Consider the following 24823-nt stretch of genomic DNA (forward strand, 5'->3'; position numbering starts at 1 on the left):
ACGGGCAAAGGGGGCGACTCAAACGCCCTTTTTGCAAACCGGCAAAGCCTATCACATCTGGTTGCGAGGGCCGACTCCGGCTGACGCAAGTGCTTTTACAGAGGTCGATTATCGATCAACCACGAGGGTGATGCTTGGCGTGCAGCTCTTGCAGGCGCGCCCGAGCCACGTGGGTGTAGATCTGCGTGGTCGACAGGTCGCTGTGCCCCAGCAGCATTTGCACCACCCGCAGGTCGGCACCGTGGTTGAGCAAGTGCGTGGCGAAAGCATGGCGCAAGGTATGGGGCGACAACGATTTGCCGATCCCGGCCACCTTGGCCTGGTGCTTGATGCGGTGCCAGAAGGTCTGGCGCGTCATCTGCTCGCCGCGCAGGCTGGGGAACAGCACATCACTGGGGCGCCCGCCGAGCAACTCGGCGCGCGCATCGCGCATGTAGCGCTCGACCCAGACGATGGCCTCTTCACCCATGGGCACCAGGCGCTCCTTACTGCCCTTGCCCATGACTCGCAACACGCCCTGGCGCAGATTGACCTGTTCCAGGGTCAGGCTGATCAACTCGGTCACCCGCAATCCGCAGGCGTAGAGCACTTCGAGCATGGCCCGGTCACGCTGGCCGATGGCCTCGCTCAGATCCGGCGCGGCCAGCAGGGCTTCGACATCGGCTTCAGACAGGGACTTGGGCAGAGGGCGACCCAACTGGGGCATGTCGACCCGCAGGGTCGGGTCCACGGCGATCAGCTTTTCACGCAGCAGGTAGCGGTAGAACCCTCGCACGCCCGACAGAAAACGCGCCGTAGAACGAGGCTTGTAGGCCTTTTCTACGCGCCAGGCCAGGTGATCGAGGATCAGCTCGCGCCCTGCATTCTCCAGGGCCAGCCCCTGCTCCAGCAGCCAGCCGTTGAACAGTGCCAGGTCACTGCGATAGGCATCGCGGGTGTTGTCCGAGAGGCCTTTTTCCAACCACAAGGCATCGAGAAATCGGTCTATCAGGGGGTGATCGACAGCGGCCATAAACACTCGAAAGGCGCGCCCTTGGGCCACGCGAAAAAAACAAATGAACTGCATGCAGGGTCGCTAGTCTTTCATAGCCGGCCATTTCAAGAAACAGGGAGCGTCAATGAACGAACAACAGATTCTGCTGGCCTTCGGCGGCATCGGCGTCGCCGCGTTGGGCTGTCAGTGGCTGGCCTGGCGCCTGAAACTGCCGGCGATTCTATTTCTGCTGCTCAGCGGCATCCTGGCCGGGCCCGTGCTGGGCTGGCTCGACCCTCAGGAAATGTTCGGCCCCTTGCTGATGCCGCTGGTTTCCCTGGCGGTGGCGCTGATTCTGTTTGAGGGCAGCCTGACCCTGCACCTGTCGCAATGGCGTGAAATCGGCAGCGTGGTCCGCCGCCTAGTGACCCTCGGCGCGCTGTCCACCTGGGCCGTGATCACCCTGGCCACCCACTGGTTGCTGGGTTTCGACTGGATGCTGGCCTTGCTGTTCGGGACCCTGACCCTGGTCACCGGGCCGACGGTGATTGTGCCGATGCTGCGGGTGGTGCGCCCCAAGGCGTCGATCGCCAATATCCTGCGCTGGGAAGGCATCGTTATCGACCCCATCGGCGCCTTGCTGGCGGTGGTGGTCTACAGCTTCATCATTGCCAGCGCCACTGGCGACGGGCTGAGCCACAGCCTGCTGACTTTCGGTGGAGTGATCCTTTGCGGCAGCCTGTTCGGCATCGCCGGCGGCTGGGTGCTCGGCACCATCATCCGACGCCAATGGCTGCCGGAGTACCTGCACAACCTGGCGAGCCTGGCCGGTGTGCTGGGGATTTTCATCGCGTCCAACCAGGTGATGCACGAGTCCGGGCTGCTGGCGGTGACCCTGATGGGCATGTGGATGGCCAATATGAAGGGCGTGGACGTGCGACACATCCTGCACTTCAAAGAAAACCTCAGCGTACTGCTGATTTCCGGGCTGTTTATCCTGCTGGCGGCGCGCCTGGATCTTAACGCCCTGATTGCCCTGGGGCCGCTGGTGCTGATTCTGCTGCTGGTGATCCAACTGATCGCCCGCCCACTGAATGTGCTGCTGTCCACGGCGGGGTCGAGCCTTAACTGGCGGGAGCGGGCCTTACTGGCCTGGATTGCTCCACGGGGGATCGTCGCTGCGGCGGTGTCAGCGATCTTCGCCATCCGCCTGGACGAAGCCGGCCATGAGGGGGCGTTGCTACTGGTGCCACTGACCTTCGCCGTGATCATCGGCACGGTGGTCCTGCAAAGCGCCACCGCACGCCCTCTGGCGCGCCTGCTGAAAGTCGCCGAACCAGCCCCCAGCGGCTTCCTGATCGTCGGTGCCAACGGCCCGGCGCGCATCATGGGCAAAGCCTTGCAACAACTGGGCTGCCGCGTGCTGCTGACCGACTCCAGCTGGGAAAACATCCGCGCCGCCCGCATGGAAGGCTTGCCAACGTACTTTGGCAACCCGGCTTCCCAGCACGCCGACGCCCACCTCGACCTAGTGGGGCTGGGCCACCTGCTGGCGCTGTCACCCTCCGGCGAACTGAACACCCTAGCGGCGATGCGCTTTCGTCATGAATTCGGCCACCAACGCCTGTTCACCCTGGCCAACAGCCAAGAGAGCCGCCGCACCGACAAACACCGCGCCAGTCATGAACATCGGGGGCAACTGCTGGGCAACGAAGCCCTGACCTACACCAAACTGGCGAGCCTGCTGGGCCAGGGCGCCGAACTGTACAGCACGCACCTGACCGAGGCTTTTGGCTGGGACGACTACCAAGCCCTGCATGGCGAACGAGCCACCTTGCTGTTCGCCCGGGACGGCAATGGATGGGTCCACGTGATCACCCCCGACAGCAGCCTCAAGCCGGCTTCGGGCTGGACCTTACTGGCCCTGATCCAACCTGAAACCCCGTGAGCGCCTACATGAAGCCTGGGAGCACCGGCACCGGGCGCTTGTCGTCATCGATGGCGACGAAACTGAACAGGCCATGGATGGCTTTCTCACGCCCGTCACAACTCATGCTTTCAACAAACACCTCCACCTCGACCTTGAGGCTGGTATTGCCCACCTTCACCACCGTCCCGACCAACTCGACAATCGAGCCGGCCGCAATCGGGTGATTGAAATCGATACGGTCGGTGGACACCGTCACCAGCGGCAGCCGACAGAAGCGTGTCGCAGCGATGAACGACACTTCGTCCATCCAGGCCAGGGCGGTGCCGCCGAACAGGGTGTTGTGGTGATTGGTGGTGGACGGAAATACTGCCTTGGTCACGCGGGTCACCGAGAGCTCGGTGCGGCGCTGGATTTCTTGCTCGCGAGGGGACATGGATCGACTGCCTGAAACACTAAAAAGGAATAAATGACGGGCAACAAAAAAGCAGCCCGTAGGCTGCTTTTTTCTGCATCGGAAGCTGGACTTAAACCAGTTTTTCCTTGATGCGAGCTGCTTTACCCGACAGGTCGCGCAGGTAGTACAGCTTGGCTTTACGCACGTCACCGCGACGCTTGACCGACATGCTGTCGATTTGCGGGCTGTAGGTCTGGAAAGTACGCTCTACGCCAACACCGTTGGAGATTTTACGTACGGTGAACGCGCTGTTCACACCGCGGTTGCGCTTGGCGATTACTACGCCTTCGAACGCCTGCAGACGCGAACGATCACCTTCCTTCACTTTCACCTGAACGATGATGGTATCGCCCGGGGCAAAGGTAGGGATTTCTTTGGTCATCTGCTCTGCTTCGAGTGCAAGGATGATTTTGTTGGTCATGCTGTGCTCCTAAGGTAAATCGTCTGACTTACCATCGATACGTTGTTAACTATCGTCCCGCTCGCGGAGATATTCCTCGAGCAGCTTCTTCTCTTCTCCAGAAAGCGAGCGGCTTTCCAGAAGATCGGCGCGTCGTTCATAGGTCCGACCAAGGGACTGCTGTAAACGCCAACGCCGGATATGTGCGTGATTGCCACTTAGCAACACGTCGGGAACACGCTGATCCGCATACACCTCCGGTCGGGTGTAGTGCGGGCAATCCAGCAGACCATCCGTGAAGGAATCTTCCTCCGCGGAATCCGCATGCCCTAAAGCTCCAGGCAGCAGTCGCGTAACCGCATCAATCAGGACCATCGCCGGCAGCTCGCCACCGGAAAGTACATAGTCGCCAATCGACCACTCTTCATCGACATGAGCCTCAATAAAACGCTCGTCAATGCCTTCATAGCGACCGGCAATCAGGATCAATGCATCCTCATTCGCCAAATCGCGTACCGCCGACTGATTCAGCTGGCGGCCTTGGGGCGACAGGTAAATCACCTTCGCACCCTCCCCGGCTGCGTTTCTGGCCTGAACCAGTGCATCTTCCAGGGGCTTGATCTTCATCACCATGCCAGGGCCACCGCCAAACGGGCGATCGTCCACAGTGTGATGTCGATCCGTTGTGTAGTCTCGCGGATTCCAACAGGTGAGCTGCAAGAGCCCCTGTTTCACCGCGCGGCTGGTTATGCCGTAATCGCTGATGGCGGAAAACATCTCGGGAAACAAACTGATCACTTCTACGCGCAAGTTAGCCACGCTTAGAAGTCCGCATCCCATTCCACCTTCATCTCGCCTGCCGCTAGGTCGACGCTCAACACACATTGCTCCGTATAGGGCAACAAGCGTTCACGATCATCCAGGCTGCCAACGCAAGGCTTAACCACCATTACATCGTTCGAGCCAGTCTCCAGCAGGTGATCGATTTTCCCGAACAGTTGTCCGTGAGTGTCGATGACCTTGAGACCTTCCAGCTGGTACCAGTAGTACTCGCCGTCGGTCAGCTCAGGGAACAGGTTACGCGGCACGCAGATCTCATAACCGGCCAGAAGACGCGCTTCTTCACGATCATCGAGACCCTTGAGCTTTGCGACCAGGAACTTGTCATTCCCGCGTCCGCTGACCAGCTCAACCTGTTTCACGCTACCTTCGCGCTTGAGCGTCCAGGTTTTGTAGTCCAACAGGTTTTTAATCGGATCAGTAAAGGAATACACCTTCACTTCGCCGCGAACGCCATGAACAGAATAGATTTTGCCGATAACGATCAAATCATCAGCAGGAGCAGGCGTCGCGTTCATAGGGTTCAGGCTGCAGCCTTAGCCGATTCCTTCAACAACTGAGCAACACGCTCAGAAGGCTGTGCACCAACGCTCAGCCAGTAGGCTACGCGCTCTTGGTTCACGGACAGGCGGACTTCTTGACCACGAGCGATCGGGTTGAAGAAGCCTACTTGTTCCTTGTGCGAACCGTCGCGTGGGTTGCGGCTGTCGGTCACGGTCAAGTGGTAAAACGGGCGCTTTTTGGAGCCGCCAAGGGCAAGACGGATTGTTAGCATGTGAACATCGTTCCTGTAGTCGGTGCTGCAAATCTAAATGCACAGCGGGCATGGGTGCCCGAAAGGCCGCATATTCTAAGGAATATCCGGACTTTTGCAAATGTCTTTTTCCGGCGCCTATCGGCCGCCATGCAGATTTGCTATAGAGCCGTCGCGAACAACGGCGAGTCAGCGCCCGCAAAAGCGGGTTGGCTGTGGATTCCACGTCCCCGTGGAAAGCGCCGGCATGACTGCCGGCGCGGATTCTTTACATCTTTGGCATGCCGCCGCCGGGCAACATTCCGCCCATGCCGCGCATCATTTTGGCCATACCGCCCTTGGCGGAGAATTTCTTCATCATCTTCTGCATCTGCTTGTGCTGCTTGATCAAGCGACCGATGTCCTGCACCTGGGTGCCGGAACCCATGGCGATCCGACGCTTGCGCGAACCGCTGATCAGCTCAGGGTCACGGCGCTCGGCCGGGGTCATGGAGTTGATGATGGCTTCCATCTGTTTGAACTGCTTCTCGGCTGCGCCCTGGGCATTGCCCATCTGCGCCAGGTTGACCCCACCGATGTTCGGCAGCTTGTCCATGAGCCCGCCCAGGCCGCCCATGTTTTTCATCTGTTGCAGCTGATCGCGGAAGTCTTCGAGGTCGAAGCCCTTGCCCTTTTTCAGCTTCTTCGCAAGTTTGTCGGCCTTGTCTTTGTCGAGGGTCTGCTCGGCCTGTTCGATCAGGCTGAGCACGTCACCCATGCCGAGGATGCGCGAGGCAATACGCTCGGGGTGGAACGGCTCCAGCGCCTCGGTCTTCTCGCCCATACCGATGAACTTGATCGGTTTGCCGGTGATGGCGCGGACCGACAGTGCAGCACCGCCACGGGCATCACCATCGACCTTGGTCAGGATCACGCCGGTCAGTGGCAGTGCATCACCAAAAGCCTTGGCCGTGTTGGCGGCGTCCTGGCCGGTCATGGCGTCGACCACAAACAGGGTTTCCACGGGCTTGATGGCCGCGTGCAGCGCCTGGATCTCTTCCATCATCTCGCCGTCGATGTGCAGACGACCGGCGGTGTCGACGATGACCACGTCGATGAATTTGAGTTTGGCTTCTTTAATAGCCGCTTCGGCGATGGCCACCGGCTTCTGGCTCAGGTCCGACGGGAAGAAGGTCACGCCGATGTCGTTGGCCAGGGTTTCCAGCTGTTTGATCGCCGCCGGACGGTAGACGTCCGCCGAGACCACCATCACGCTCTTCTTCTTGCGCTCTTTAAGGAAGCGCGCCAGCTTGCCGGCAGTGGTGGTTTTACCCGCACCCTGCAGACCGGCCATCAGGACCACGGCTGGCGGCACTGCACTGAGGTTCAAATCCTCGTTGGCGGCGCCCATCAGGCTTTCCAGTTCCGCCTGGACGATCTTCACGAAGGCCTGGCCCGGCGTCAGGCTGCGCGACACCTCGGTGCCGACCGCACGTTCCTTCACCGAATTGACGAAGTCTTTGACCACCGGCAAGGCGACGTCGGCTTCCAGCAACGCCATGCGCACTTCACGCAGGGTGTCTTTGATGTTGTCCTCGGTCAGCTTGGCCTTGCCGGTGACATGGCGCAGCGTCTGCGAGAGACGGTCGGTTAGGTTTTCAAACATGCGCGATCCTTTCAGGCCCAAGGTAGACCGGGGGTAATGGCGGCCCAGAGCGTAATAAACAAGTGCTCGATGAGCCTGCGGCGTGGGCAGGTCGCGGATTATAGCGAAGACTGCGCGTGGCGCACACCTCGCTGACTGCGGCCACGGTCTTTCGGCCCTCAGGGTTCTATGCCAAACTCAGCGACTTTCGGGCTTGCCTAACAGGATTTATGCTCCCCTTGTCACCCAGTTTGCTACCCACTATCGCCGCCGCTTGCCTCTACGCCGCTGCGACCGTCTATCAAGGCACTCGCCTGGCCAAAGGCACCAAGGCGGACAAACGCCTGCTGGTTACGCTGGGCATCTTAGCCCTGCTGGCTCACTGCACCAGCCTCTTCACTCACTTGGTCACGCCCGTCGGCCTGGGCCTGGACTTTTTCAGCGCAGCGAGCCTGATTGCTGCTGCCGTCATTGCCCTGACCCTGCTCGCCTGTTCGCGGATACCGGTGGAAAACCTGCTGATCCTGCTGTTCCCCCTCGGCGCCCTGACCGCGCTGACGGCGCAGTTCGTGCCCACTGGCACGGTGCCGGTGATCGATGAAGAGCCAGGGATTCTCGCCCACATCCTGTTGTCGATCCTGGCCTACGGCATGTTCACCATCGCGGTGTTCCAGGCCTTGCTGCTGCTGGTGCAAGACCACCAACTCAAGCACAAGCATCCCTCCGGGCTGATCAAGAACTTCCCTCCGCTGCAAACCATGGAAAGCCTGCTGTTCGGTTTTCTCTGGGCCGGCTGGACTCTGCTCTCGCTGTCGCTGATCTCCGGCTGGCTGTTTGTCGAGAACCTGTTTGCCCAGCACCTGGTGCACAAGACCCTGCTGGCCTGCCTGGCCTGGATCGTCTTCAGCGTGCTGCTGTGGGGCCGCAACCGCCTCGGCTGGCGCGGGCACAAGGCAATTCGCTGGACCCTGGCCGGATTCTGCCTGCTGATGCTGGCGTATTTCGGCAGTAAGCTGGTCCGTGAATACATCCTGCATATCTGACGAGCGGCGATCATGGACAACATGCCCATAGGGCCGATGCTCGCGGTAGTGGCCCTGCTGGTTTTATGGTCGGCACTGTTCACTGCCATCGAGGCCGCCCAACACCACCTGCTGACCCTGCGCGCCTCCCGCTCCGGAGACAAACCCCAGGGACGCCTGAACTTCCCCCGGGGCAGCTTGATCCTGTGCAACACCCTGTGCCGAGTGCTGGTGGTGATTATCAGCACCCTGCTGGCGCTGTTCTACCAGGCGGAAAACGGCCCCTGGCTGGCCTGCCTGCTGACCACCTGTGGCTTGCTGGTCCTGGCCGACTACCTGCCCCGTAGCCTCGCGGCGCGCTACCCGGAAGCCCTGCTGGGCCTGGGCAACACCCTACTGGCCATCCCCCTGAAGATCATTTACCCGGCCGCCTGGCTGCTCAATGCCATCAGCCAGTTGCTGCTGCGCCCCTTCACGCCAAAGGCCAGCGTGGTGAAACAGAGCGATGACAACCAGGACACTGACACGGACGAGTCGCCATCCCACGAGCACAGCCATCACCGCCCCCACGTGCTGTCCGGTATCCACGCCCTGGACAACATCACGGTCAATGACATTCTGGTGCCACGCAGCGACGTCGACGGGATCAACCTCGACGAGCCGATCGAAGCCATCATCGAACAGTTGCGCCTGTCCAAGCGCACACGCCTGCCGGTGTTCCACAGCGATATCAACCAGGTGGAGGCCGTGCTCAACACCCGGCAGATCCGCCATTTGCTGCCCGAGGCCCGCCTGAGCAAAGAGGCCTTGCTGGCCGCCTGCCACGAGCCCTACTTCGTCCCCGAAAGCACCCCACTGCAACTGCAACTGCTGAACTTCCACAAACAGCAGCGGCGCCTGGGCATGGTGGTGGATGAATACGGTGAAGTGCTGGGCATCGTCACCCTGGAAGACATTCTCGAAGAAATCGTCGGCGAATTCGAAAGCGAACACAGCCTCGACAACCCCCATATCCACCCCCAGGCCGATGGCCGCTACGTGGTGGAAGGCGCCGCGTCGATTCGCGACCTGAACAAGAGCCTGGGCTGGCACCTGCCCTGCGACGGCCCCAAGACCCTCAACGGCCTGGTCACCGAAGCCCTGGAAACCATTCCCGACAGCGCCGTGTGCCTGAAGATCGGCCGCTATCGCCTGGAAATCCTCGAGACCGAGGACAACCGGGTCAGCCGCGTACTGATTTGGCACACCAGCTCGACACCCGTTGCGGCATAAACCTCGAGCGACGGCGAGTTCCGCGCAAAACAGCGCCCTTAAAGCGATTAAACCCGCAAGATAGCCCCTGTTTTTTGGAAAAAATCGCCGTTTTTCCCCCTTGTTGAATCGATAGCCCCCTTCCTATAATCCCCAGGCTTATCCAAGCCCCGCCCGACCGCGTGCTACCCGCACTCAGCGCGTCCAGGCACCGCTTTATCGTGTCTGACCGGTGTTTGCTCCCATCCCGAGCCACCCCGCGCACGCCCCCTGATCCAGAGGGGTACGACCAATAATAATCCGCGTCCAAACGCGCACTGACTGTCAGGGATACCTCCATGAGCACCACCTATAACGAGGCCGCGACCGCCGCCCCGACCAACTCGACCGCTCGCGTTGCCACGGCAAGCATCGTCGGCACCGCCATCGAGTTCTACGACTTCTACATCTACGCCACGGCCGCCGCGCTGGTGATCGGCCCGGTGTTCTTCCCGCAAACCTCAGGCACGGCGCAGATGCTCGCCTCGTTCCTGACCTTTGGTATCGCCTTTATCGCCCGCCCCCTGGGCTCGGCGCTGTTCGGTCACTTTGGCGACCGCATCGGGCGCAAATCGACCCTGGTGGCCTCGTTGCTGCTGATGGGGATCTGCACCACGCTGATCGGCTTGCTGCCCGGGTACGACAGTATCGGGGCCTGGGCGCCGATCCTGTTGTGCGTGCTGCGCTTTGGCCAGGGCCTGGGCCTTGGGGGCGAATGGGGTGGCGCGGCCTTGCTGGCCACCGAGAACGCGCCAAAGGGCAAGCGCGCCTGGTTCGGCATGTTTCCTCAACTGGGCCCCTCCATCGGCTTCCTGGCGGCCAACGGCCTGTTCCTGATCCTGGCCATGGGCCTGAGCGATGAGCAGTTCCGCAGCTGGGGCTGGCGCATCCCGTTCATCCTCAGCGCCGCGCTGGTCATGGTGGGCCTGTATGCCCGTTTGAAGCTGCATGAAACACCGGTGTTCGCCAACGCGGTGGCCAAAGAAGCACCGGTAAAAGTGCCGCTGGTGGAGCTGTTCAGCCAGCATTGGTTGCCGGTCCTGCTGGGCGCGGCGTCGATGGTGGTGTGCTACGCGCTGTTCTATATCACCACCGCATTTTCCCTGAGCTACGGCGTGTCCACCCTGGGCTATAGCCGTGAGACCTTCCTCGGGCTGCTGTGCTTCGCCGTGCTGTTCATGGGTTTGGCGACACCGATTGCCGCCCTGGCCAGCGACCGTTACGGACGCAAGCCGGTGCTGATCGTCGGCGCGGTACTGGCCATCCTGTCGGGCTTCACCATGGAGCCACTGCTGACCCACGGTTCGACCTGGGCAGTGGCGTTGTTCCTGGCCCTGGAGCTGTTTCTGATGGGCGTGACCTTCGCCCCGATGGGCGCGATGCTGCCGGAATTGTTCCCGACCCGCGTGCGTTATACCGGCGCTTCGGCGGCGTATAACCTGGGCGGGATTGTCGGCGCCTCGGCCGCCCCCTTCTTTGCCACGAAGCTGGTGGCGATGGGCGGTTTGAGTTACGTCGGCGGGTATGTATCGGCAGCAGCGCTGCTCAGCCTGATCGCTGTGCTGTGCCTGAAAGAGACGCGGGATAACGACCTGAATCGGGTCGCCTGATAAAACCAATCGCCGGCAAGCCGGCTCCTACAAGGGTCATGTGTAGGAGCCGGCTTGCCGGCGATGCTGTCAGAGCTCGACAACAACCGCCTGGGAAGCACGGGTCGCCTTGGCCCGGGCGGCCTCGATCGACTCGTCACGCGCCAGGGCGACGCCCATGCGGCGCTGACCATTGACTTCCGGCTTACCGAACAGACGCAGCGCCGTGTCCGGCTCGCTCAGGGCAGTGCCCAGGTTGGCGAACGCAGTCTGGGTCGACTGGCCCTCCACCAGAATCACCGCAGATGCCGATGGCCCGAACTGACGGATCAGCGGAATCGGCAGACCCAGGATTGCCCGCGCATGCAGGGCGAATTGCGACAGGTCCTGGGAGATCAAGGTCACCAGACCGGTGTCATGGGGGCGCGGCGACACTTCGCTGAACCACACCTGATCACCCTTGATAAACAACTCAACGCCAAACAGACCACGACCGCCCAGGGCTTCGGTGACCGCTTTGGCCACGCGCTCGGATTCGGCCAAGGCTTTCGGGCTCATGGCCTGGGGCTGCCAGGATTCCTGATAGTCGCCCTTCTCCTGACGATGGCCCACAGGCGCGCAGAAGGTGGTGCCACCCACGTGGCGCACGGTCAGCAGGGTGATTTCGTAATCGAAGTCGATAAAGCCTTCGATGATCACTCGGCCTTTGCCAGCACGTCCGCCTTCCTGGGCGTAATCCCAGGCTTTCTGCACGTCATCAGCGCTGCGCAGCAGGCTCTGGCCCTTGCCCGAGGAACTCATCACCGGCTTGACCACACAGGGGAAGCCCAGGTCTTCCACGGCCTTGCGGTAATCTTCAACGGTGTCGGCAAAGTGGTACGGCGAGGTCGGTAGGTCCAGCTCTTCAGCGGCCAGGCGACGAATACCTTCACGGTTCATGGTCAGCGAAGTGGCGCGCGCGTCGGGATCACGGTGAAGCCTTCGGCTTCCAGCTCCACCAGGGTGGCGGTGGCGATGGCTTCGATTTCCGGCACGATGAAGTGCGGTTTCTCCGCCTCGATCACTGCCCGCAGGGCAGCGCCGTCGAGCATGTTGATCACGTGGCTGCGGTGGGCCACTTGCATGGCCGGGGCATTGGCGTAGCGGTCCACGGCAATCACTTCAACGCCCAGGCGTTGCAGCTCGATCACCACTTCCTTGCCCAACTCGCCACAGCCACAGAGCAAAACGCGGGTCGCGGTTGGCGACAATGGAGTTCCGATACGGGTCATCTGCAGGTCCTCAAAGGAGCGGATCATCGAGGGCCGAGCGCCAAGCGGGCGGCCCATGGGGAGAAAGCGCGGCATTTTACATGAAGCGCGAGGTTTGGCCTCAGCTGGCGCACGCAGCTTTGCGCAGGCGCCAGGCCATGGCCAGCCAAACCACGGTCACACCGGCGAACTTCGAGCCCAGGGCCGTGAGGATCACCCCAGGCGTCAAGGCATCGATCAGGCCGAAGAAGATAAAGGTGTCCAGGGGAATGCTCAGCGCCGAACTGATCCATAGGCGGTCGTGCAGCGGACGCTTAGTGATGCTGAACACCAGCCAGTCAATGCATTCGGATACGGCGAACGCCGTGGCGCTGGCCAGGGCAATGGCCGGATCAGAGGTCACGTAAGACAGGACCAGCGCCGCCAGCATGGCCAGGATGGCGCCGTGGCCGAAACGGGTCTGCACCATGTCGCGCAATACGAACACCAACCCACCCCATGCCGACCAGATGACGTCCAGGTGCGGAGCGGTAGAAAAGGCGTAGTTGATCAGCACGACACTGCTGATGTAGGCAATCAGGAAGAGCATGGGGTGCAAAGTACCTGTCAGGAAGGCGCACAGGGTACTTCAAGCGCAGGGCCTGGGCCAAGAACGTCTGATGCGCTGCTCGCAGGCAAACCGGCCCCTACACAGGGGCCACCACCATCAGCTTGCCGGGCTGGAACCTATCATCCATAACAGTCCACTGGACTTGGCCCGCTCATGGCACAAGACCAGCACCGCGCGACGTTCGGTGTTGTCCATCCGACTCCAGCGGGTGATTTCATCCACCGTGCGCTGGCAGCCGGTGCAGATATCGTCATCATCCAGCGCGCAGATACTGACGCAGGGTGAAGCGACGGGGCGTTCGGTGGGGGTCATTCTTCTTGCTCAACCAGATCACGGGCGTACCGCTGGGCATTATGCACGTAGTGCGCGGCACTGGCTTCGAGCATCTTCTTCTGGGCCTCGGTCAGCTCACGCACTACTTTTCCCGGGGACCCCATCACCAGCGAACCGTCGGGAATTTCCTTGCCTTCGCCGATCAGGGAATTGGCGCCGATGATGCAGTTTTTGCCGATTTTTGCGCCATTGAGGATCACCGCGTTAATCCCGATCAGGCTGTAGTCACCCACCGTGCAGCCATGCAGCATGGCGTTGTGGCCGATGGTCACGCCGGTGCCGATGGTCAGTGGATACCCCATGTCGGTGTGCATCACCGTACCGTCCTGGACGTTGCTGTTCTTGCCGATCAGGATCAGCTCGTTGTCGCCACGCAGCACCGCGTTGAACCAGACATTGGCCCCCTCTTCCAGCTTGACCTTGCCCACCAGCGTGGCGTTCGGGGCGACCCAGCTCTGGGCATGGGTCTCGACTCGGGCGTCGCCCAGGCGGTATTTCATCTTATTGTCCTCAAGGCTCAGGCAGCCGCGGGTTAAGGCCATACGTGGCGATGGCTTGTCAGAGAGTGATGTAGCTTTTGGGGGGCTGATGCAGGCTGATGTTGGCGTCGTACAGCAGGTTGATCAACTCGACGATCATGATTGCCGTCAGGCCCCAGATCTTGTATTCGCCATAACGGTAACTGGGCACGTACCAACTGCGCCCCTGGTAATCAATGCGATGGGTGTGCTCGCGCGGGTCCTGGCGGAAGAACTCCAGGGGCACACTGAACACCGCAGCGATCTCGGCGTCGTTGGCCAGGTATTCGACGTAATCGGGAATCACCCCCACATAAGGCGTGACCTTGATCCCATGACGGGATACCAGCGGGCTCAGGGGGCCGATGATTTCCACCAGCCCCGGCGGCAGGCCAATCTCTTCTTCGGCTTCGCGCAGGGCGGTAAAGATCAGGTCCGGGTCTTCAGGGTCGCGCCGGCCTCCGGGAAAGGCCACTTCACCGCCATGGGTGGACAGGCCGCTGGCCCGCAGGGTCAGCACCAGTTCAGGTTCAGCGCTACGGGTGATGGGCACCAGCACCGCAGCCTCCGGGAAACGCGTATCGGTCTCCAGCGTCAGCGGCGTGTAATTGCTTACCCGATGAAGTAGCTCGTCCAGCATGAGGCATCTCGATCTGTTGGCTACCATGCATCATGCACCAATCCCAGCAACCGCCCAACCCCCGAGCCCCGGCATGTCGCTTAACGACAACTTGCCGACAACAGGCCGCGCACGCCAAGATAGGCGCAGCCTTTTCGGATACCCAGCATGAAATTTTGCAGTCAGTGCGGCAAACCGGTGACCCAGCGCATTCCCGAAGGCGACTCCCGCCTGCGATTCGTCTGCGATCACTGCCAGACCATCCATTATCAGAACCCCAACATCGTCGCCGGCTGCGTGCCGACCTGGGGTACCCAAGTGCTTTTGTGTCGGCGTGCCATCGAACCGCGCCGGGGTTACTGGACCCTGCCCGCAGGCTTTATGGAGAACGGCGAAACCGTGGAGCAGGCGGCCATCCGCGAAACCCTCGAGGAAGCCTGTGCGCGGGTCCGCAACCCGCGCATCTACACCCTGATCGATGTGCCCCATATCAACCAGGTGCATGTATTCTTCCGCGCGGAACTGGCAGACCTGGACTTTGCCGCCGGCGAAGAAAGCCTGGAGGTCAGGCTCTTCGAAGAACACGAGATCCCTTGGTCCGAGCTGGCTTTCCGCACGGTCGGGCGTACCTTAGAATGCTTCTTCGCGGACCGGCACACCGAGGATTACCCGGTACGCTCCGAATCGATTGCAGCACCCGCTCAACCTGCCATCACTTAAACAATAAACCGTACGCGGCACCTGCGTACGCCTGGGGATATCGTGTCAATGCGCTGGTTGCTTGCCCTGCTCTGCTGGTCTTTCGTTGCCCTGTCCCAGGCCTCCACGGTGGAAACCCTCGACGGCAAAATCATTGAAAAAGTCCTGATCCTCAAATCTGCCCACCAACTGCAGTTGATCAACGACGGCAAGCCCCTCAAGACCTATCGCATCTCCCTGGGCAAGGGCCCCAAGGGCCCGAAACTCATGGAAGGCGATAAACGCACCCCCGAGGGGTTTTACTGGCTCGACTGGCGCAAGCCCAGTGACCGCTATTACCTGTCGATGCACATCTCCTACCCCAACATCAGCGACTCCGCCCGGGCCCGGCGCGAAGGCGTGCCGCCGGGCGGCATGATCATGATCCACGGCACCCCGGACAGCGAAGACTACCCGGAGCAGTTCTTCCATACCCTGGACTGGACCGACGGCTGCATCGCCATGCGCAACGTCGACATGCGCGAAGTCTGGGGCCTGGTCAAAGACGGCACGATGATTGAAATACGCCCCTGATCACCAGGCATAAAAAAACCCGCTGACCGTAACCGGTTCAGCGGGTTTTTTATGGGCGGCAACCTTAGAAGTCTTCCAGACGCCAGACTTCATAAGCCGGAGTCTCGTAGGGATGGCTCTGCTTGAGGGCCATCACCACCGAGCGTACCAGCTCATCGGCGACCACCAGCTCCACCTTCCACTCCTCCACCTGCTCGGTCAGACCGGTTTGCCCAAGGAACGGCTGACTGCCGTCCCGCGGGCGAAACTGGCCCTGGCCCAGCACCTGCCACGCACACTGGTCATAGTCGCCAATACGACCGCCACCGGCGGCGAATACGGCGTTCTTGACCACGTCCACGTGGCTGGGCGGAACAAAGAAGCAGAGCTTGTGCATGCCCTTAGTTCACCCACACACGAGCGTTGCGGAACATGCGCATCCACGCGCCGTCTTCGCTCCACTCGTCCGGACGCCAGGAGTTCTGCGCGGCACGGAACACCCGCTCAGGGTGCGGCATCATGATGGTGACGCGACCGTCGCGGCTGGTGAGGCCGGTGATCCCGCGCGGCGAGCCGTTCGGGTTGGCCGGGTAGTTTTCAGTGACCTTGCCGTGGTTGTCGACGAAACGCAGAGCCACGCAACCGGACAGGTCGGCTTCCAGCAGGGCTTCGGCGCTTTCGAACTCGGCATGACCTTCACCGTGAGCGATAGCGATTGGCATACGCGAACCGGCCATGCCCTGCAGGAAGATCGAGTTCGACTCCTGCACCTGGACCATGGCCACACGGGCTTCGAACTGCTCGGAACGGTTACGCACGAAGTGCGGCCAGAACTCGCTGCCCGGGATCAGTTCGTGCAGGTTGGACATCATCTGGCAACCGTTGCACACACCGAGGGTGAAGCTGTCGTTGCGCTCGAAGAAGCCCTGGAACGCATCGCGGGCACGGCTGTTGAACAGCGCCGACTTGGCCCAGCCTTCACCGGCACCCAGCACGTCGCCGTAGGAGAAACCACCGCAAGCCACCAGGCCCTTGAACTCGTTCAGGTCGACACGGCCGGCCAGAATGTCGCTCATGTGCACGTCGATGGCATTGAAGCCGGCACGGTCGAACGCCGCAGCCATTTCCACCTGACCGTTGACGCCCTGCTCACGCAGCACGGCAACCTGTGGACGGATGCCTTTCTTGATGTAAGGCGCGGCCACGTCCTGGTTCACGTCGAAGCTCAGCTTGACGCTCAGGCCCGGGTTGTCTTCTTCCAGCAACACGTCGAACTCTTGCTCGGCGCAGTCGGCGTTATCACGCAGGCGCTGAATCTGGTAGCTGGTCTCGGCCCACTGGCGTTGCAGCAGACGACGCTGGCCTTCGAACACGGTCTCACCGTTGAAGGTGATGATGATCTGGCCGTTGTTGATCGGCTGACCGATCACCGACACGCACTCGCCCAAGCCCGCTGCGCTGAACTGCGCGAGGATGTCCGGTGTGGCGTCCTGACGAACCTGGATGACGGCACCCAGCTCTTCGTTGAACAGGATTGCCGCGATGTCAGCGGACGTTTCTGCCAGGCCGTCGAGGTTCAGGCTCAGGCCGCAGTGACCGGCAAAGGCCATTTCCACAGCGCTGGTCAGCAAACCACCGTCGGAACGGTCGTGGTACGCCAACAGGTGACCGTCGGCGTTGAGGCCCTGGATCACGGCGAAGAAGGCTTTGAGGTCTTCAGCGTCATCAACGTCCGGCGCCTGCTTGCCGAGCTTGCCATGGGTCTGGGCGAGGATCGACGCACCCATGCGGTTCTGGCCACGACCCAGGTCGATCAGGATCAGATCGGTGGTGCCCTTGTCCATGCGCAGTTGCGGGGTCAGGGTCTGACGGACGTCCGCTACAGGCGCGAAGCCGGTCACGATCAGGGACATCGGCGACGTGACAGTCTTGTCTTCGCCGTTGTCGTTCCAACGGGTGGCCATGGACATCGAGTCCTTGCCCACCGGAATGGTGATACCCAGCTCAGGGCACAGCTCCATGCCGACCGCTTTCACAGTGTCGTACAGACGCGCGTCTTCGCCCGGGTGGCCGGCAGCGGACATCCAGTTCGCCGACAACTTGATGTCGGAGATTTTGTTGATGCGCGAGGCAGCGATGTTGGTCAGGGTTTCACCAATGGCCATACGGCCAGACGCCGGAGCGTCCAGCAGTGCCAGCGGCGTCCGCTCGCCCATGGCCATGGCTTCACCGGTGTAGACGTCAAAACTGGTGGCGGTGACGGCAACGTCGGCCACCGGAACCTGCCATGGACCCACCATCTGGTCACGGGCCACAAGGCCGGTGATGGTGCGGTCGCCGATGGTGATCAGGAAGCTCTTGCTGGCGACGGCCGGGTGATGCAGTACGCGCTCGATGCTTTCGCCGATGTCGAGGGTGCTCGGATCGAAATCATCGCCCAGCTCAGCTTCGCGAACCACCGAACGGTGCATGCGCGGCGCCTTGCCCAGCAACACTTCCAGTGGCATGTCCACCGGATTGTTGCCGAAGTGGCTATCCGTGACAGTCAACTGCGGTTCGGCCGTGGCTTCACCGACAACGGCAAACGGGCAACGCTCACGTTCGCAGATGGCCTGGAAGCGCGCGAAGTCTTCAGGGCCGACCGCCAGGACGTAACGCTCCTGGGATTCGTTGCTCCAGATTTCGTGCGGGGCCATGCCCGGCTCGTCGTTCGGAATGTTGCGCAGTTCGAAACGACCACCGCGGTCGCCGTCGTTGACCAGTTCCGGGAAGGCATTGGACAGACCGCCCGCCCCCACGTCGTGGATGAAGCTGATCGGGTTCTTGTCGCCCAACTGCCAGCAACGGTCGATCACTTCCTGGCAACGACGCTCCATTTCAGGGTTTTCACGCTGAACGGACGCGAAGTCCAGGTCCGCCGAACTGGTGCCGGTGGCCATGGAAGAAGCCGCGCCGCCGCCCAGGCCAATCAGCATCGCCGGGCCGCCGAGCACGATCAGCTTGGAGCCCACGACGATTTCGCCTTTCTTGACGTGTTCTTCACGGATGTTGCCCATGCCGCCGGCCAACATGATCGGCTTGTGGTAACCGCGAACCTCGTCGCCATGGGGCGTGCTGATCGACTGCTCGAAGGTACGGAAGTAGCCGGTCAGGGCCGGACGACCGAATTCGTTGTTGAACGCAGCGCCGCCCAGCGGGCCTTCAATCATGATGTCCAGCGCGGTGACAATGCGCTCAGGCTTGCCGTACGCCACTTCCCACGGCTGTTCGAAGCCGGGGATCTGCAGGTTGGACACGGTGAAACCGGTCAGGCCAGCCTTGGGCTTGGCGCCACGACCGGTGGCGCCTTCGTCGCGAATCTCGCCGCCGGAACCGGTGGACGCGCCCGGGAAGGGAGCGATCGCGGTTGGGTGGTTATGGGTCTCGACCTTCATCAGGATATGCACCGGCTCTTGCACCGCGCCGTACTGGCGGGTTTCAGGGTCCGGGAAGAAGCGGCCGGCAACGTTGCGACGATCACCGAGGCGTTGTCTTTATAAGCCGACAACACGCCTTCGCTGTGCATCTGATAGGTGTTCTTGATCATGCCGAACAGGCTTTTTTCCTGGCTCTGACCGTCAATATCCCAACTGGCGTTGAAGATCTTGTGGCGGCAGTGCTCGGAGTTGGCCTGGGCGAACATCATCAGTTCGATGTCGTGCGGGTTGCGCTTGAGGCCGATGAAGGCGTTGACCAGGTAATCGATCTCGTCTTCGGCCAGGGCCAGGCCCAACTCGGTGTTGGCCTGCTCCAGCGCAGCGCGGCCGCCGCCGAGGATGTCGATGGCGGTCAGCGGCTTCGGCTCGGCGTGGCTGAACAAGCCGGATGCCTGCTCGAGGTTGCCGAGGACGATCTGGGTCATGCGGTCGTGCAGGGCATCGGCGACCTGTTGCGCCTCAGCTTCGCTGAACTCGCCGGTCACGTAGAACGCAATACCACGCTCCAGGCGCTGGATCTTGCCCAGGCCACAGTTGCGGGCGATATCGCTGGCCTTGCTCGACCAGGGCGAGATGGTGCCGAAACGCGGCAACACCAGGAACAGTCGGCCGGTGGGTTCTTGTACCGGTACGCTTGGGCCGTACTTCAGAAGGCGCGCAAGCACCTGCTGTTCGTCGCCGGTCAGGTCGCCGGTAACTTCGGCGAAGTGAGCGAATTCAGCATACAAGCCACTGACAGCCGGGACAGATCGGCTCAGTTGCTCAAGGAGTTTGCTGTGGCGAAAGGCAGAAAGGGCAGGAGCGCCGCGCAGGATCAACATCTTCGGGACAGCCTCGGGAAGGGGGTGTGCTTTGAGGCCGTGCATTCTAACGTAAACCGCCCGCAACGGCACTCGAAACGCTACGCAGGGCAGCGGTCAGGCGTCGGCCCATGACTGGCCCCCTATAACAAAGGGGGATCAAGGCCATTCAGACGGGTTATTTACAAGGGGTTGGCAGCGCCCGATGCCCCATTCTTGAGGGCTGCAGCCGGGAGCGGAAATCTCTAGCAGACAAGCCCTTCGCTGTCGAGATATGGCGGCCGTTATCCTTTGCGTATACTGCGCAAATGTTTTCCCCTATGGCGTTACGTCCGCGCTGGGCCAAGTGGCTTATCGCAACTGGACTCTTCCTGATGCTCGGTGCCTGTGTTGAAAAACCCAGCACCCTGGAGCGTGTAAAGGAGGATGGTGTGCTGCGGGTGGTTACCCGTAACAGCCCGGCCACCTACTTTCAGGACCGCAACGGCGAAACCGGCTTCGAATACGAGCTGGTGAAGCGCTTCGCCGACGATTTGGGGGTGGAGCTGAAGATCGAAACCGCCGACAACCTCGACGACCTCTTCGACCAGCTAGGCAAGCCCGGCGGCCCGGTGATCGCCGCTGCCGGCCTGGTCAGCAGCGACAAACGCAAGCAACAGGTACGGTTTTCCCACTCCTACCTCGAAGTCACCCCGCAAATCATTTATCGCAACGGCCAATCGCGCCCCACCACCCCGGAAAACCTGGTGGGCAAGCACATCATGGTGCTCAAGGGCAGCACCCATGCCGAGCAGCTGGCGGACCTCAAGCTCAAGTACCCCGGCATCGAATACGAAGAGTCCGATGCAGTGGAGGTGGTCGACCTGCTACGCATGGTCGATGAAGGCCAAATCGATTTGACCCTGGTGGACTCCAACGAACTGGCAATGAACCAGGTGTATTTCCCCAACGTGCGGGTCGCCTTCGACCTGGGCGATGCCAAGAGCCAGAGCTGGGCCGTGGCTGCGGGCGAAGACAACAGCCTGCTCAACGAGATCAACGCGTTCCTCGACAAGGTCGAGAAGAACGGCACCCTGCAACGCTTGAAAGACCGCTATTACGGCCACGTGGACGTCCTCGGCTACGTCGGCGCCTACACCTTTGCCCAGCACCTGCAACAGCGCCTGCCCAAGTACGAAAAGCACTTCAAGGCCTCGGCCAAAACGGAAAAGGTCGACTGGCGCCTGCTGGCAGCCGTGGGTTATCAGGAGTCCATGTGGCAACCGGCCGTGACCTCCAAGACCGGCGTACGCGGCCTGATGATGCTGACCCAGAACACCGCCCAGGCCATGGGCGTGTCCAACCGCCTGGACCCCAAGCAGAGCATCAGCGGCGGCGCCAAGTACCTGGCCCTGATCAAGGATCAGTTGGATGAAAAGATCGAGGAGCCGGATCGCACCTGGTTCGCCCTCGCCGCCTATAACGTCGGCACCGGCCACCTGGACGACGCACGCAAGCTGGCGGAAAAAGAGGGGCTCAACCCCAACAAGTGGCTGGACGTGAAGAAAATGCTCCCGCGCCTGTCGCAAAAGCAGTGGTACAGCAAGACCCGCTATGGCTACGCCCGAGGCGGCGAGCCGGTGCATTTCGTGGCCAACATCCGTCGCTACTACGACATTCTGACCTGGGTGACCCAGCCGCAGCTGGAGGGTGACCAAGTGGCCGAAGGCAACCTGCATGTGCCCGGCGTAGACAAGACCAAGCCCACGGAAGAAAACCCGCCGCTTTAAGCCCTTCGCTGGCCAGCCTGCTCCCACAGGAGCCGGCTCGCCGGCGATCACTCCTCAGGCCTTTGCGGCCGCCAGGATCAACGCCTTCATTTCTGCCACTGCACCTTTGAAACCCACGAACAGCGCATGGGCCACCAAGGCGTGACCGATGTTCAGTTCATTGATGCCCTTGATCGCCGCTACGGCTTCAACGTTGTGGTAATGCAGGCCGTGGCCGGCATTGACGATCAAACCCTGGGCCAAGCCCACAGCCACCCCTTCGACAATGCGCTGCAGTTCGTCCGCCACTTCGCTCGGGGTCTGGGCATCGGCGTAGCGCCCGGTGTGCAGCTCGATGGCCGGCGCGCCGACCCGGCGCGAGGCTTCGATCTGACGCTCGTCGGCGTCGATGAACAAAGACACTTCGGCACCGATCTTCGACAGGCGCTCTACCGCAGCCTTGATCCGCGCTTCCTGACCGGCCACATCCAGGCCACCCTCGGTGGTCAGCTCCTGGCGGGTTTCCGGCACCAGGCAGATATGCGCCGGACGGATACGCTCGGCGAACGCCATCATTTCTTCGGTGACGCCCATCTCGAAGTTCATGCGGGTCTGCAGCACGTCCTTGAGCAGCAACACGTCGCGCTCCTGGATATGCCGGCGGTCTTCGCGCAGGTGCACGGTGATGCCATCAGCACCCGCCTCTTCCGCGTCCAGGGCCGCCTTGACCGGATCGGGGTAACGGGTACCCCGGGCCTGGCGCAAGGTAGCAACGTGGTCGATGTTCACGCCGAGAAGAATGCGGTTGCTGGTGCTCACGGAAGCGCTCCTGAATAAATGAAGATTCGGCGCACAGCATACGGGGAGACTAAGGCTTGCGAAACAACTCGCGACTGACCAGGGGCCTACCGCCCAAGTGCACCGCCAGGGCCTGGCGCATCAGGCGCTTGGCCGCCGACAGGGCACCAGCGGCGCTCCAGTCGGCTTCAGCCATGGCCAGCAGCTCGGTGCCGTTGAACAACCCCGGTTGCAACAGGTAGACCCGCTCCAGTCCGGCATCCACTTGCAGGCGATACAGGCCGTCGGCTGCAATGGCCTCACCATGAATGTCCGCGTCCAGGGCAAAGCCGTAGCCCAGATCATCCAACAGCCGCCACTCGAAGGAGCGCAACAAGGGTTCCAGGGGGCGCCCTTCAGCCAGGGCCAGCAAGGTCGCGGCGTAATGGTCAAAGACCGCAGGGTGGGGATCTTCCGCCGGGAGCAGGCGAATCAGCAGTTCATTGAGGTACAGGCCACTGAACAGGGCCTCGCCATTGAGCCAGGTGGACACCCCGGCACTTTCCATGCGCCCGACATTCTTCAGCTCGCCACGCCCGCGAAATTCCACTTCCAGAGGCACGAAGGGCCGCGCCAGGGTTCCGGCCTTGCCCCGGGCACTGCGCAGTACTGCGCGCAGGCGACCTTGGGGCGTGAGGAAATCCACCAGGGCGCTGTTCTCGCGGTAGGCGCGGCTGTGCAACACATAAGCGGGCTGGCCGAGAGGGGCGTTGCTGGACATGGCTGGCAGAGGATCTCAGGGTTGATCCGGGAGGGCAGGCTCGGTTGGAGAACCTGGATCGCCGGCAAGCCGGCTCCTACAGGGGGTAGGTGCCGGTTGCCGATGAGGGCTTTAGAGGTCGCCGTAGCCCAGGGAACGCAGGGCGCGTTCATCGTCGGACCAGCCGCCTTTGACCTTGACCCAGAGGTTGAGCATGACCTTGGAGTCGAACAGCAACTCCATGTCTTTACGCGCCTCGGTACCGATGCGCTTGATGCGCTCACCCTTGTCACCAATGATGATTTTCTTCTGGCCATCACGCTCGACCAGGATCAGGGCGTGGATGTGCAAGGTCTTGCCCTGCTGCTTGAACTCTTCGATTTCCACGGTGATCTGGTACGGCAGCTCAGCACCCAACTGGCGCATGATCTTCTCGCGCACCAGTTCTGCGGCGAGGAAACGACTGCTGCGGTCGGTGATCTGGTCTTCTGGGAAGAAGTGATCGTTTTCCGGCAGGTGCTGGGCGATCAGGCCTTCCAGGGCATCAAGGTTGTGCCCGTGCTGAGCGGAGATCGGCACGATCTGCGCATTCGGCAGCTGTTCCTGCAACCAGCTCAGGTGCGGCATCAGCTCGGCTTTGTCTTCGATGCGGTCGGTCTTGTTCAGCGCGACGATCAGCGGGCCGGTCACGTACTGAACACGCTCGAGAACCATCTGGTCTTCGTCGGTCCACTTGGTGCGATCCACCACGAAGATCACCACATCGACGTCTTTCAACGCCGCCGAAGCGGTCTTGTTCATGTAACGGTTCAGGGCTTTCTCGCCGCCTTTGTGCATGCCCGGGGTGTCGACGTAGACCGCTTGCACGCTGCCTTCGGTCTTGATGCCCAGCATGTTGTGGCGGGTGGTCTGCGGCTTGCGCGAGGTGATCGCCAGCTTCTGGCCGAGAATGTGGTTCAGCAACGTCGACTTGCCCACGTTCGGGCGGCCAACGATGGCGACATAGCCACAGCGTGTTGCAGTTGAATCAGTCATGGCCATTCTCCACGCCCAGGGCAATCAGTGCTGCAGCGGCCGCTACCTGTTCGGCAATACGACGACTCACACCCTGACCTCGGCTTTTTTCGTTCAGTAAGGTGATCTCGCATTCGACGAAGAACGTCCGGCAATGCGGCTCACCCTGGATATCCACCACTTCGTAACGCGGTAGCTCACAGGCCCGGGACTGCAGGAATTCCTGCAGGCGGGTTTTCGGATCCTTGTTGGTATCGACCAGGGTCAGGCTCTCGAACTCGGACGTCAGCCAGGACAGCACGCGATCGCGGGCGGTCTCCATGCCAGCATCCAGATAGATCGCACCGATCAAGGCTTCCAGGGCATCGGCGAGGATCGACTCACGGCGGAAACCGCCACTCTTCAACTCACCAGACCCCAGGCGCAGGTATTCACCCAAATCGAAACCACGGGCCAGCACCGCCAGTGTTTCACCTTTCACCAGGCGCGCGCGCAAACGCGACAACTGGCCTTCGCGAGCCTGGGGGAAACGCTCGAACAGCGCTTCGCCGGCGACGAAGTTGAGAATGGCATCACCGAGGAATTCCAGGCGTTCGTTGTTACGCCCGGCAAAACTGCGGTGCGTAAGGGCCAGGACCATCAGTTCCTGGTCCTTGAAGGTGTAGCCGAGCTGACGCTCGAGACGGCTTAAAGAAACGCTCACGGTTTACCCATATCTGATTGGTGGCACCGGCGGCCATCGACGACTGACGCTGTGTTCAAATTTACATCCTGGCTACTGTTACAAGCTT

At 61.5% G+C, this 24823-nt stretch carries 23 protein-coding genes and 2 pseudogenes; 7 read left to right on the top strand and 18 right to left on the bottom strand.

Annotated features, from left to right (window positions below; genetic code table 11):
* Positions 1-115: 115 nt before the first annotated feature.
* Positions 116-1012 (bottom strand): site-specific tyrosine recombinase XerD, encoded by an 897-nt coding sequence (gene xerD / locus M1B35_RS05600; protein ID WP_123337510.1) that lies wholly within the window; start codon positions 1010-1012, stop codon positions 116-118.
* A gap of 106 nt (positions 1013-1118) precedes the next feature.
* Between xerD and M1B35_RS05605 the strand changes: the two genes are divergently transcribed.
* Entirely contained in the window at positions 1119-2921 is a 1803-nt protein-coding gene (locus tag M1B35_RS05605) for a cation:proton antiporter (RefSeq protein WP_268261432.1), read from the top strand.
* Between the two features lie 4 nt (positions 2922-2925).
* Here M1B35_RS05605 and M1B35_RS05610 read toward each other — a convergent pair whose 3' ends face one another.
* From M1B35_RS05610 to ffh, 6 genes are all read right to left on the bottom strand, one after another.
* Positions 2926-3336: an acyl-CoA thioesterase gene (locus M1B35_RS05610; protein ID WP_123336851.1), complete on the bottom strand. Its 411-nt coding sequence runs from the start codon at positions 3334-3336 to the stop codon at positions 2926-2928.
* A 91-nt stretch (positions 3337-3427) separates the two neighbouring features.
* Positions 3428-3778: a 50S ribosomal protein L19 gene (gene rplS / locus M1B35_RS05615; RefSeq protein ID WP_123336853.1), complete on the bottom strand. Its 351-nt coding sequence runs from the start codon at positions 3776-3778 to the stop codon at positions 3428-3430.
* A gap of 45 nt (positions 3779-3823) precedes the next feature.
* Positions 3824-4597: a tRNA (guanosine(37)-N1)-methyltransferase TrmD gene (trmD, locus tag M1B35_RS05620; protein WP_185039417.1), complete on the bottom strand. Its 774-nt coding sequence runs from the start codon at positions 4595-4597 to the stop codon at positions 3824-3826.
* Positions 4579-5115 (bottom strand): ribosome maturation factor RimM, encoded by a 537-nt coding sequence (gene rimM, locus M1B35_RS05625; protein ID WP_123336855.1) that lies wholly within the window; start codon positions 5113-5115, stop codon positions 4579-4581. Before rimM ends, trmD begins: the two co-directional genes overlap by 19 nt.
* A 5-nt stretch (positions 5116-5120) precedes the next feature.
* On the bottom strand, positions 5121-5372 hold the full coding sequence (gene rpsP / locus M1B35_RS05630) for a 30S ribosomal protein S16 (protein ID WP_007927680.1): 252 nt from the start codon (positions 5370-5372) through the stop codon (positions 5121-5123).
* A gap of 247 nt (positions 5373-5619) precedes the next feature.
* Positions 5620-6996 carry a signal recognition particle protein gene (gene ffh, locus M1B35_RS05635; RefSeq protein WP_123336857.1) on the bottom strand — a complete coding sequence of 459 codons (1377 nt, stop codon included), beginning with the start codon at positions 6994-6996 and terminating at the stop codon, positions 5620-5622.
* 209 nt (positions 6997-7205) lie between these two features.
* Here ffh and M1B35_RS05640 point away from each other — a divergent pair, with 209 nt between their 5' ends.
* From M1B35_RS05640 to M1B35_RS05650, 3 genes are all read left to right on the top strand, one after another.
* Entirely contained in the window at positions 7206-8018 is an 813-nt protein-coding gene (locus M1B35_RS05640; RefSeq protein WP_425273393.1) for a cytochrome C assembly family protein, read from the top strand.
* 12 nt (positions 8019-8030) lie between these two features.
* Entirely contained in the window at positions 8031-9269 is a 1239-nt protein-coding gene (locus M1B35_RS05645) for an HlyC/CorC family transporter (RefSeq protein ID WP_268261434.1), read from the top strand.
* Between the two features lie 317 nt (positions 9270-9586).
* Positions 9587-10897 carry an MFS transporter gene (locus M1B35_RS05650; protein ID WP_268261435.1) on the top strand — a complete coding sequence of 437 codons (1311 nt, stop codon included), beginning with the start codon at positions 9587-9589 and terminating at the stop codon, positions 10895-10897.
* Between the two features lie 69 nt (positions 10898-10966).
* Here the strand turns inward: M1B35_RS05650 and purT are convergent.
* The 5 genes and pseudogenes from purT to M1B35_RS05675 form a co-directional block, all read right to left on the bottom strand.
* Positions 10967-12147, bottom strand: a pseudogene (gene purT / locus M1B35_RS05655) (formate-dependent phosphoribosylglycinamide formyltransferase).
* Between the two features lie 100 nt (positions 12148-12247).
* Positions 12248-12715, bottom strand: a complete 468-nt coding sequence (locus tag M1B35_RS05660) for a VUT family protein (protein WP_123336865.1) — start codon at positions 12713-12715, stop codon at positions 12248-12250.
* Positions 12716-12832: 117 nt separating this feature from the next.
* Complete coding sequence (locus M1B35_RS05665) at positions 12833-13048, bottom strand: DUF1289 domain-containing protein (protein WP_123336867.1); 216 nt, start codon at positions 13046-13048, stop codon at positions 12833-12835.
* Complete coding sequence (locus tag M1B35_RS05670; protein WP_123336869.1) at positions 13045-13569, bottom strand: gamma carbonic anhydrase family protein; 525 nt, start codon at positions 13567-13569, stop codon at positions 13045-13047. Before M1B35_RS05670 ends, M1B35_RS05665 begins: the two co-directional genes overlap by 4 nt.
* A gap of 58 nt (positions 13570-13627) precedes the next feature.
* Positions 13628-14227: a CoA pyrophosphatase gene (locus tag M1B35_RS05675; protein WP_123336870.1), complete on the bottom strand. Its 600-nt coding sequence runs from the start codon at positions 14225-14227 to the stop codon at positions 13628-13630.
* Positions 14228-14374: 147 nt separating this feature from the next.
* Between M1B35_RS05675 and M1B35_RS05680 the strand changes: the two genes are divergently transcribed.
* Positions 14375-14926 carry an NUDIX hydrolase gene (locus tag M1B35_RS05680; RefSeq protein ID WP_268261436.1) on the top strand — a complete coding sequence of 184 codons (552 nt, stop codon included), beginning with the start codon at positions 14375-14377 and terminating at the stop codon, positions 14924-14926.
* Positions 14927-14974: 48 nt separating this feature from the next.
* Positions 14975-15478, top strand: coding sequence for a L,D-transpeptidase family protein (locus M1B35_RS05685; protein WP_123336874.1), 504 nt, complete (start codon positions 14975-14977; stop codon positions 15476-15478).
* A gap of 64 nt (positions 15479-15542) precedes the next feature.
* Here M1B35_RS05685 and M1B35_RS05690 read toward each other — a convergent pair whose 3' ends face one another.
* Complete coding sequence (locus M1B35_RS05690; protein ID WP_268261437.1) at positions 15543-15854, bottom strand: YqfO family protein; 312 nt, start codon at positions 15852-15854, stop codon at positions 15543-15545.
* Between the two features lie 4 nt (positions 15855-15858).
* Positions 15859-19754, bottom strand: a pseudogene (gene purL, locus M1B35_RS05695) (phosphoribosylformylglycinamidine synthase).
* 287 nt (positions 19755-20041) lie between these two features.
* Between purL and mltF the strand changes: the two are divergent.
* Positions 20042-21502 (top strand): membrane-bound lytic murein transglycosylase MltF, encoded by a 1461-nt coding sequence (mltF, locus tag M1B35_RS05700; RefSeq protein ID WP_123336880.1) that lies wholly within the window; start codon positions 20042-20044, stop codon positions 21500-21502.
* 54 nt (positions 21503-21556) lie between these two features.
* Here mltF and pdxJ read toward each other — a convergent pair whose 3' ends face one another.
* From pdxJ to rnc, 4 genes are all read right to left on the bottom strand, one after another.
* Entirely contained in the window at positions 21557-22300 is a 744-nt protein-coding gene (gene pdxJ, locus M1B35_RS05705; RefSeq protein ID WP_268261438.1) for a pyridoxine 5'-phosphate synthase, read from the bottom strand.
* Positions 22301-22349: 49 nt separating this feature from the next.
* Positions 22350-23039, bottom strand: coding sequence for a DNA repair protein RecO (recO, locus tag M1B35_RS05710; protein WP_123336883.1), 690 nt, complete (start codon positions 23037-23039; stop codon positions 22350-22352).
* 111 nt (positions 23040-23150) lie between these two features.
* Positions 23151-24053 carry a GTPase Era gene (gene era, locus M1B35_RS05715; RefSeq protein WP_123336885.1) on the bottom strand — a complete coding sequence of 301 codons (903 nt, stop codon included), beginning with the start codon at positions 24051-24053 and terminating at the stop codon, positions 23151-23153.
* Complete coding sequence (gene rnc / locus M1B35_RS05720; RefSeq protein WP_123336887.1) at positions 24046-24735, bottom strand: ribonuclease III; 690 nt, start codon at positions 24733-24735, stop codon at positions 24046-24048. Before rnc ends, era begins: the two co-directional genes overlap by 8 nt.
* Positions 24736-24823 lie beyond the last annotated feature (88 nt).

Source organism: Pseudomonas morbosilactucae (genome assembly GCF_023241665.1).
Lineage (GTDB): Bacteria > Pseudomonadota > Gammaproteobacteria > Pseudomonadales > Pseudomonadaceae > Aquipseudomonas > Aquipseudomonas morbosilactucae.

Coding starts and splice junctions, on each gene's coding strand:
- xerD (WP_123337510.1), bottom strand. CDS start 1,012: ATGGCCGCTGTCGATCACCCCCTGATAGACCGATTTCTCGATGCCTTG.
- M1B35_RS05605 (WP_268261432.1), top strand. CDS start 1,119: ATGAACGAACAACAGATTCTGCTGGCCTTCGGCGGCATCGGCGTCGCC.
- M1B35_RS05610 (WP_123336851.1), bottom strand. CDS start 3,336: ATGTCCCCTCGCGAGCAAGAAATCCAGCGCCGCACCGAGCTCTCGGTG.
- rplS (WP_123336853.1), bottom strand. CDS start 3,778: ATGACCAACAAAATCATCCTTGCACTCGAAGCAGAGCAGATGACCAAA.
- trmD (WP_185039417.1), bottom strand. CDS start 4,597: ATGGGATGCGGACTTCTAAGCGTGGCTAACTTGCGCGTAGAAGTGATC.
- rimM (WP_123336855.1), bottom strand. CDS start 5,115: ATGAACGCGACGCCTGCTCCTGCTGATGATTTGATCGTTATCGGCAAA.
- rpsP (WP_007927680.1), bottom strand. CDS start 5,372: ATGCTAACAATCCGTCTTGCCCTTGGCGGCTCCAAAAAGCGCCCGTTT.
- ffh (WP_123336857.1), bottom strand. CDS start 6,996: ATGTTTGAAAACCTAACCGACCGTCTCTCGCAGACGCTGCGCCATGTC.
- M1B35_RS05640 (WP_425273393.1), top strand. CDS start 7,206: ATGCTCCCCTTGTCACCCAGTTTGCTACCCACTATCGCCGCCGCTTGC.
- M1B35_RS05645 (WP_268261434.1), top strand. CDS start 8,031: ATGGACAACATGCCCATAGGGCCGATGCTCGCGGTAGTGGCCCTGCTG.
- M1B35_RS05650 (WP_268261435.1), top strand. CDS start 9,587: ATGAGCACCACCTATAACGAGGCCGCGACCGCCGCCCCGACCAACTCG.
- M1B35_RS05660 (WP_123336865.1), bottom strand. CDS start 12,715: ATGCTCTTCCTGATTGCCTACATCAGCAGTGTCGTGCTGATCAACTAC.
- M1B35_RS05665 (WP_123336867.1), bottom strand. CDS start 13,048: ATGACCCCCACCGAACGCCCCGTCGCTTCACCCTGCGTCAGTATCTGC.
- M1B35_RS05670 (WP_123336869.1), bottom strand. CDS start 13,569: ATGAAATACCGCCTGGGCGACGCCCGAGTCGAGACCCATGCCCAGAGC.
- M1B35_RS05675 (WP_123336870.1), bottom strand. CDS start 14,227: ATGCTGGACGAGCTACTTCATCGGGTAAGCAATTACACGCCGCTGACG.
- M1B35_RS05680 (WP_268261436.1), top strand. CDS start 14,375: ATGAAATTTTGCAGTCAGTGCGGCAAACCGGTGACCCAGCGCATTCCC.
- M1B35_RS05685 (WP_123336874.1), top strand. CDS start 14,975: ATGCGCTGGTTGCTTGCCCTGCTCTGCTGGTCTTTCGTTGCCCTGTCC.
- M1B35_RS05690 (WP_268261437.1), bottom strand. CDS start 15,854: ATGCACAAGCTCTGCTTCTTTGTTCCGCCCAGCCACGTGGACGTGGTC.
- mltF (WP_123336880.1), top strand. CDS start 20,042: ATGTTTTCCCCTATGGCGTTACGTCCGCGCTGGGCCAAGTGGCTTATC.
- recO (WP_123336883.1), bottom strand. CDS start 23,039: ATGTCCAGCAACGCCCCTCTCGGCCAGCCCGCTTATGTGTTGCACAGC.
- era (WP_123336885.1), bottom strand. CDS start 24,053: ATGACTGATTCAACTGCAACACGCTGTGGCTATGTCGCCATCGTTGGC.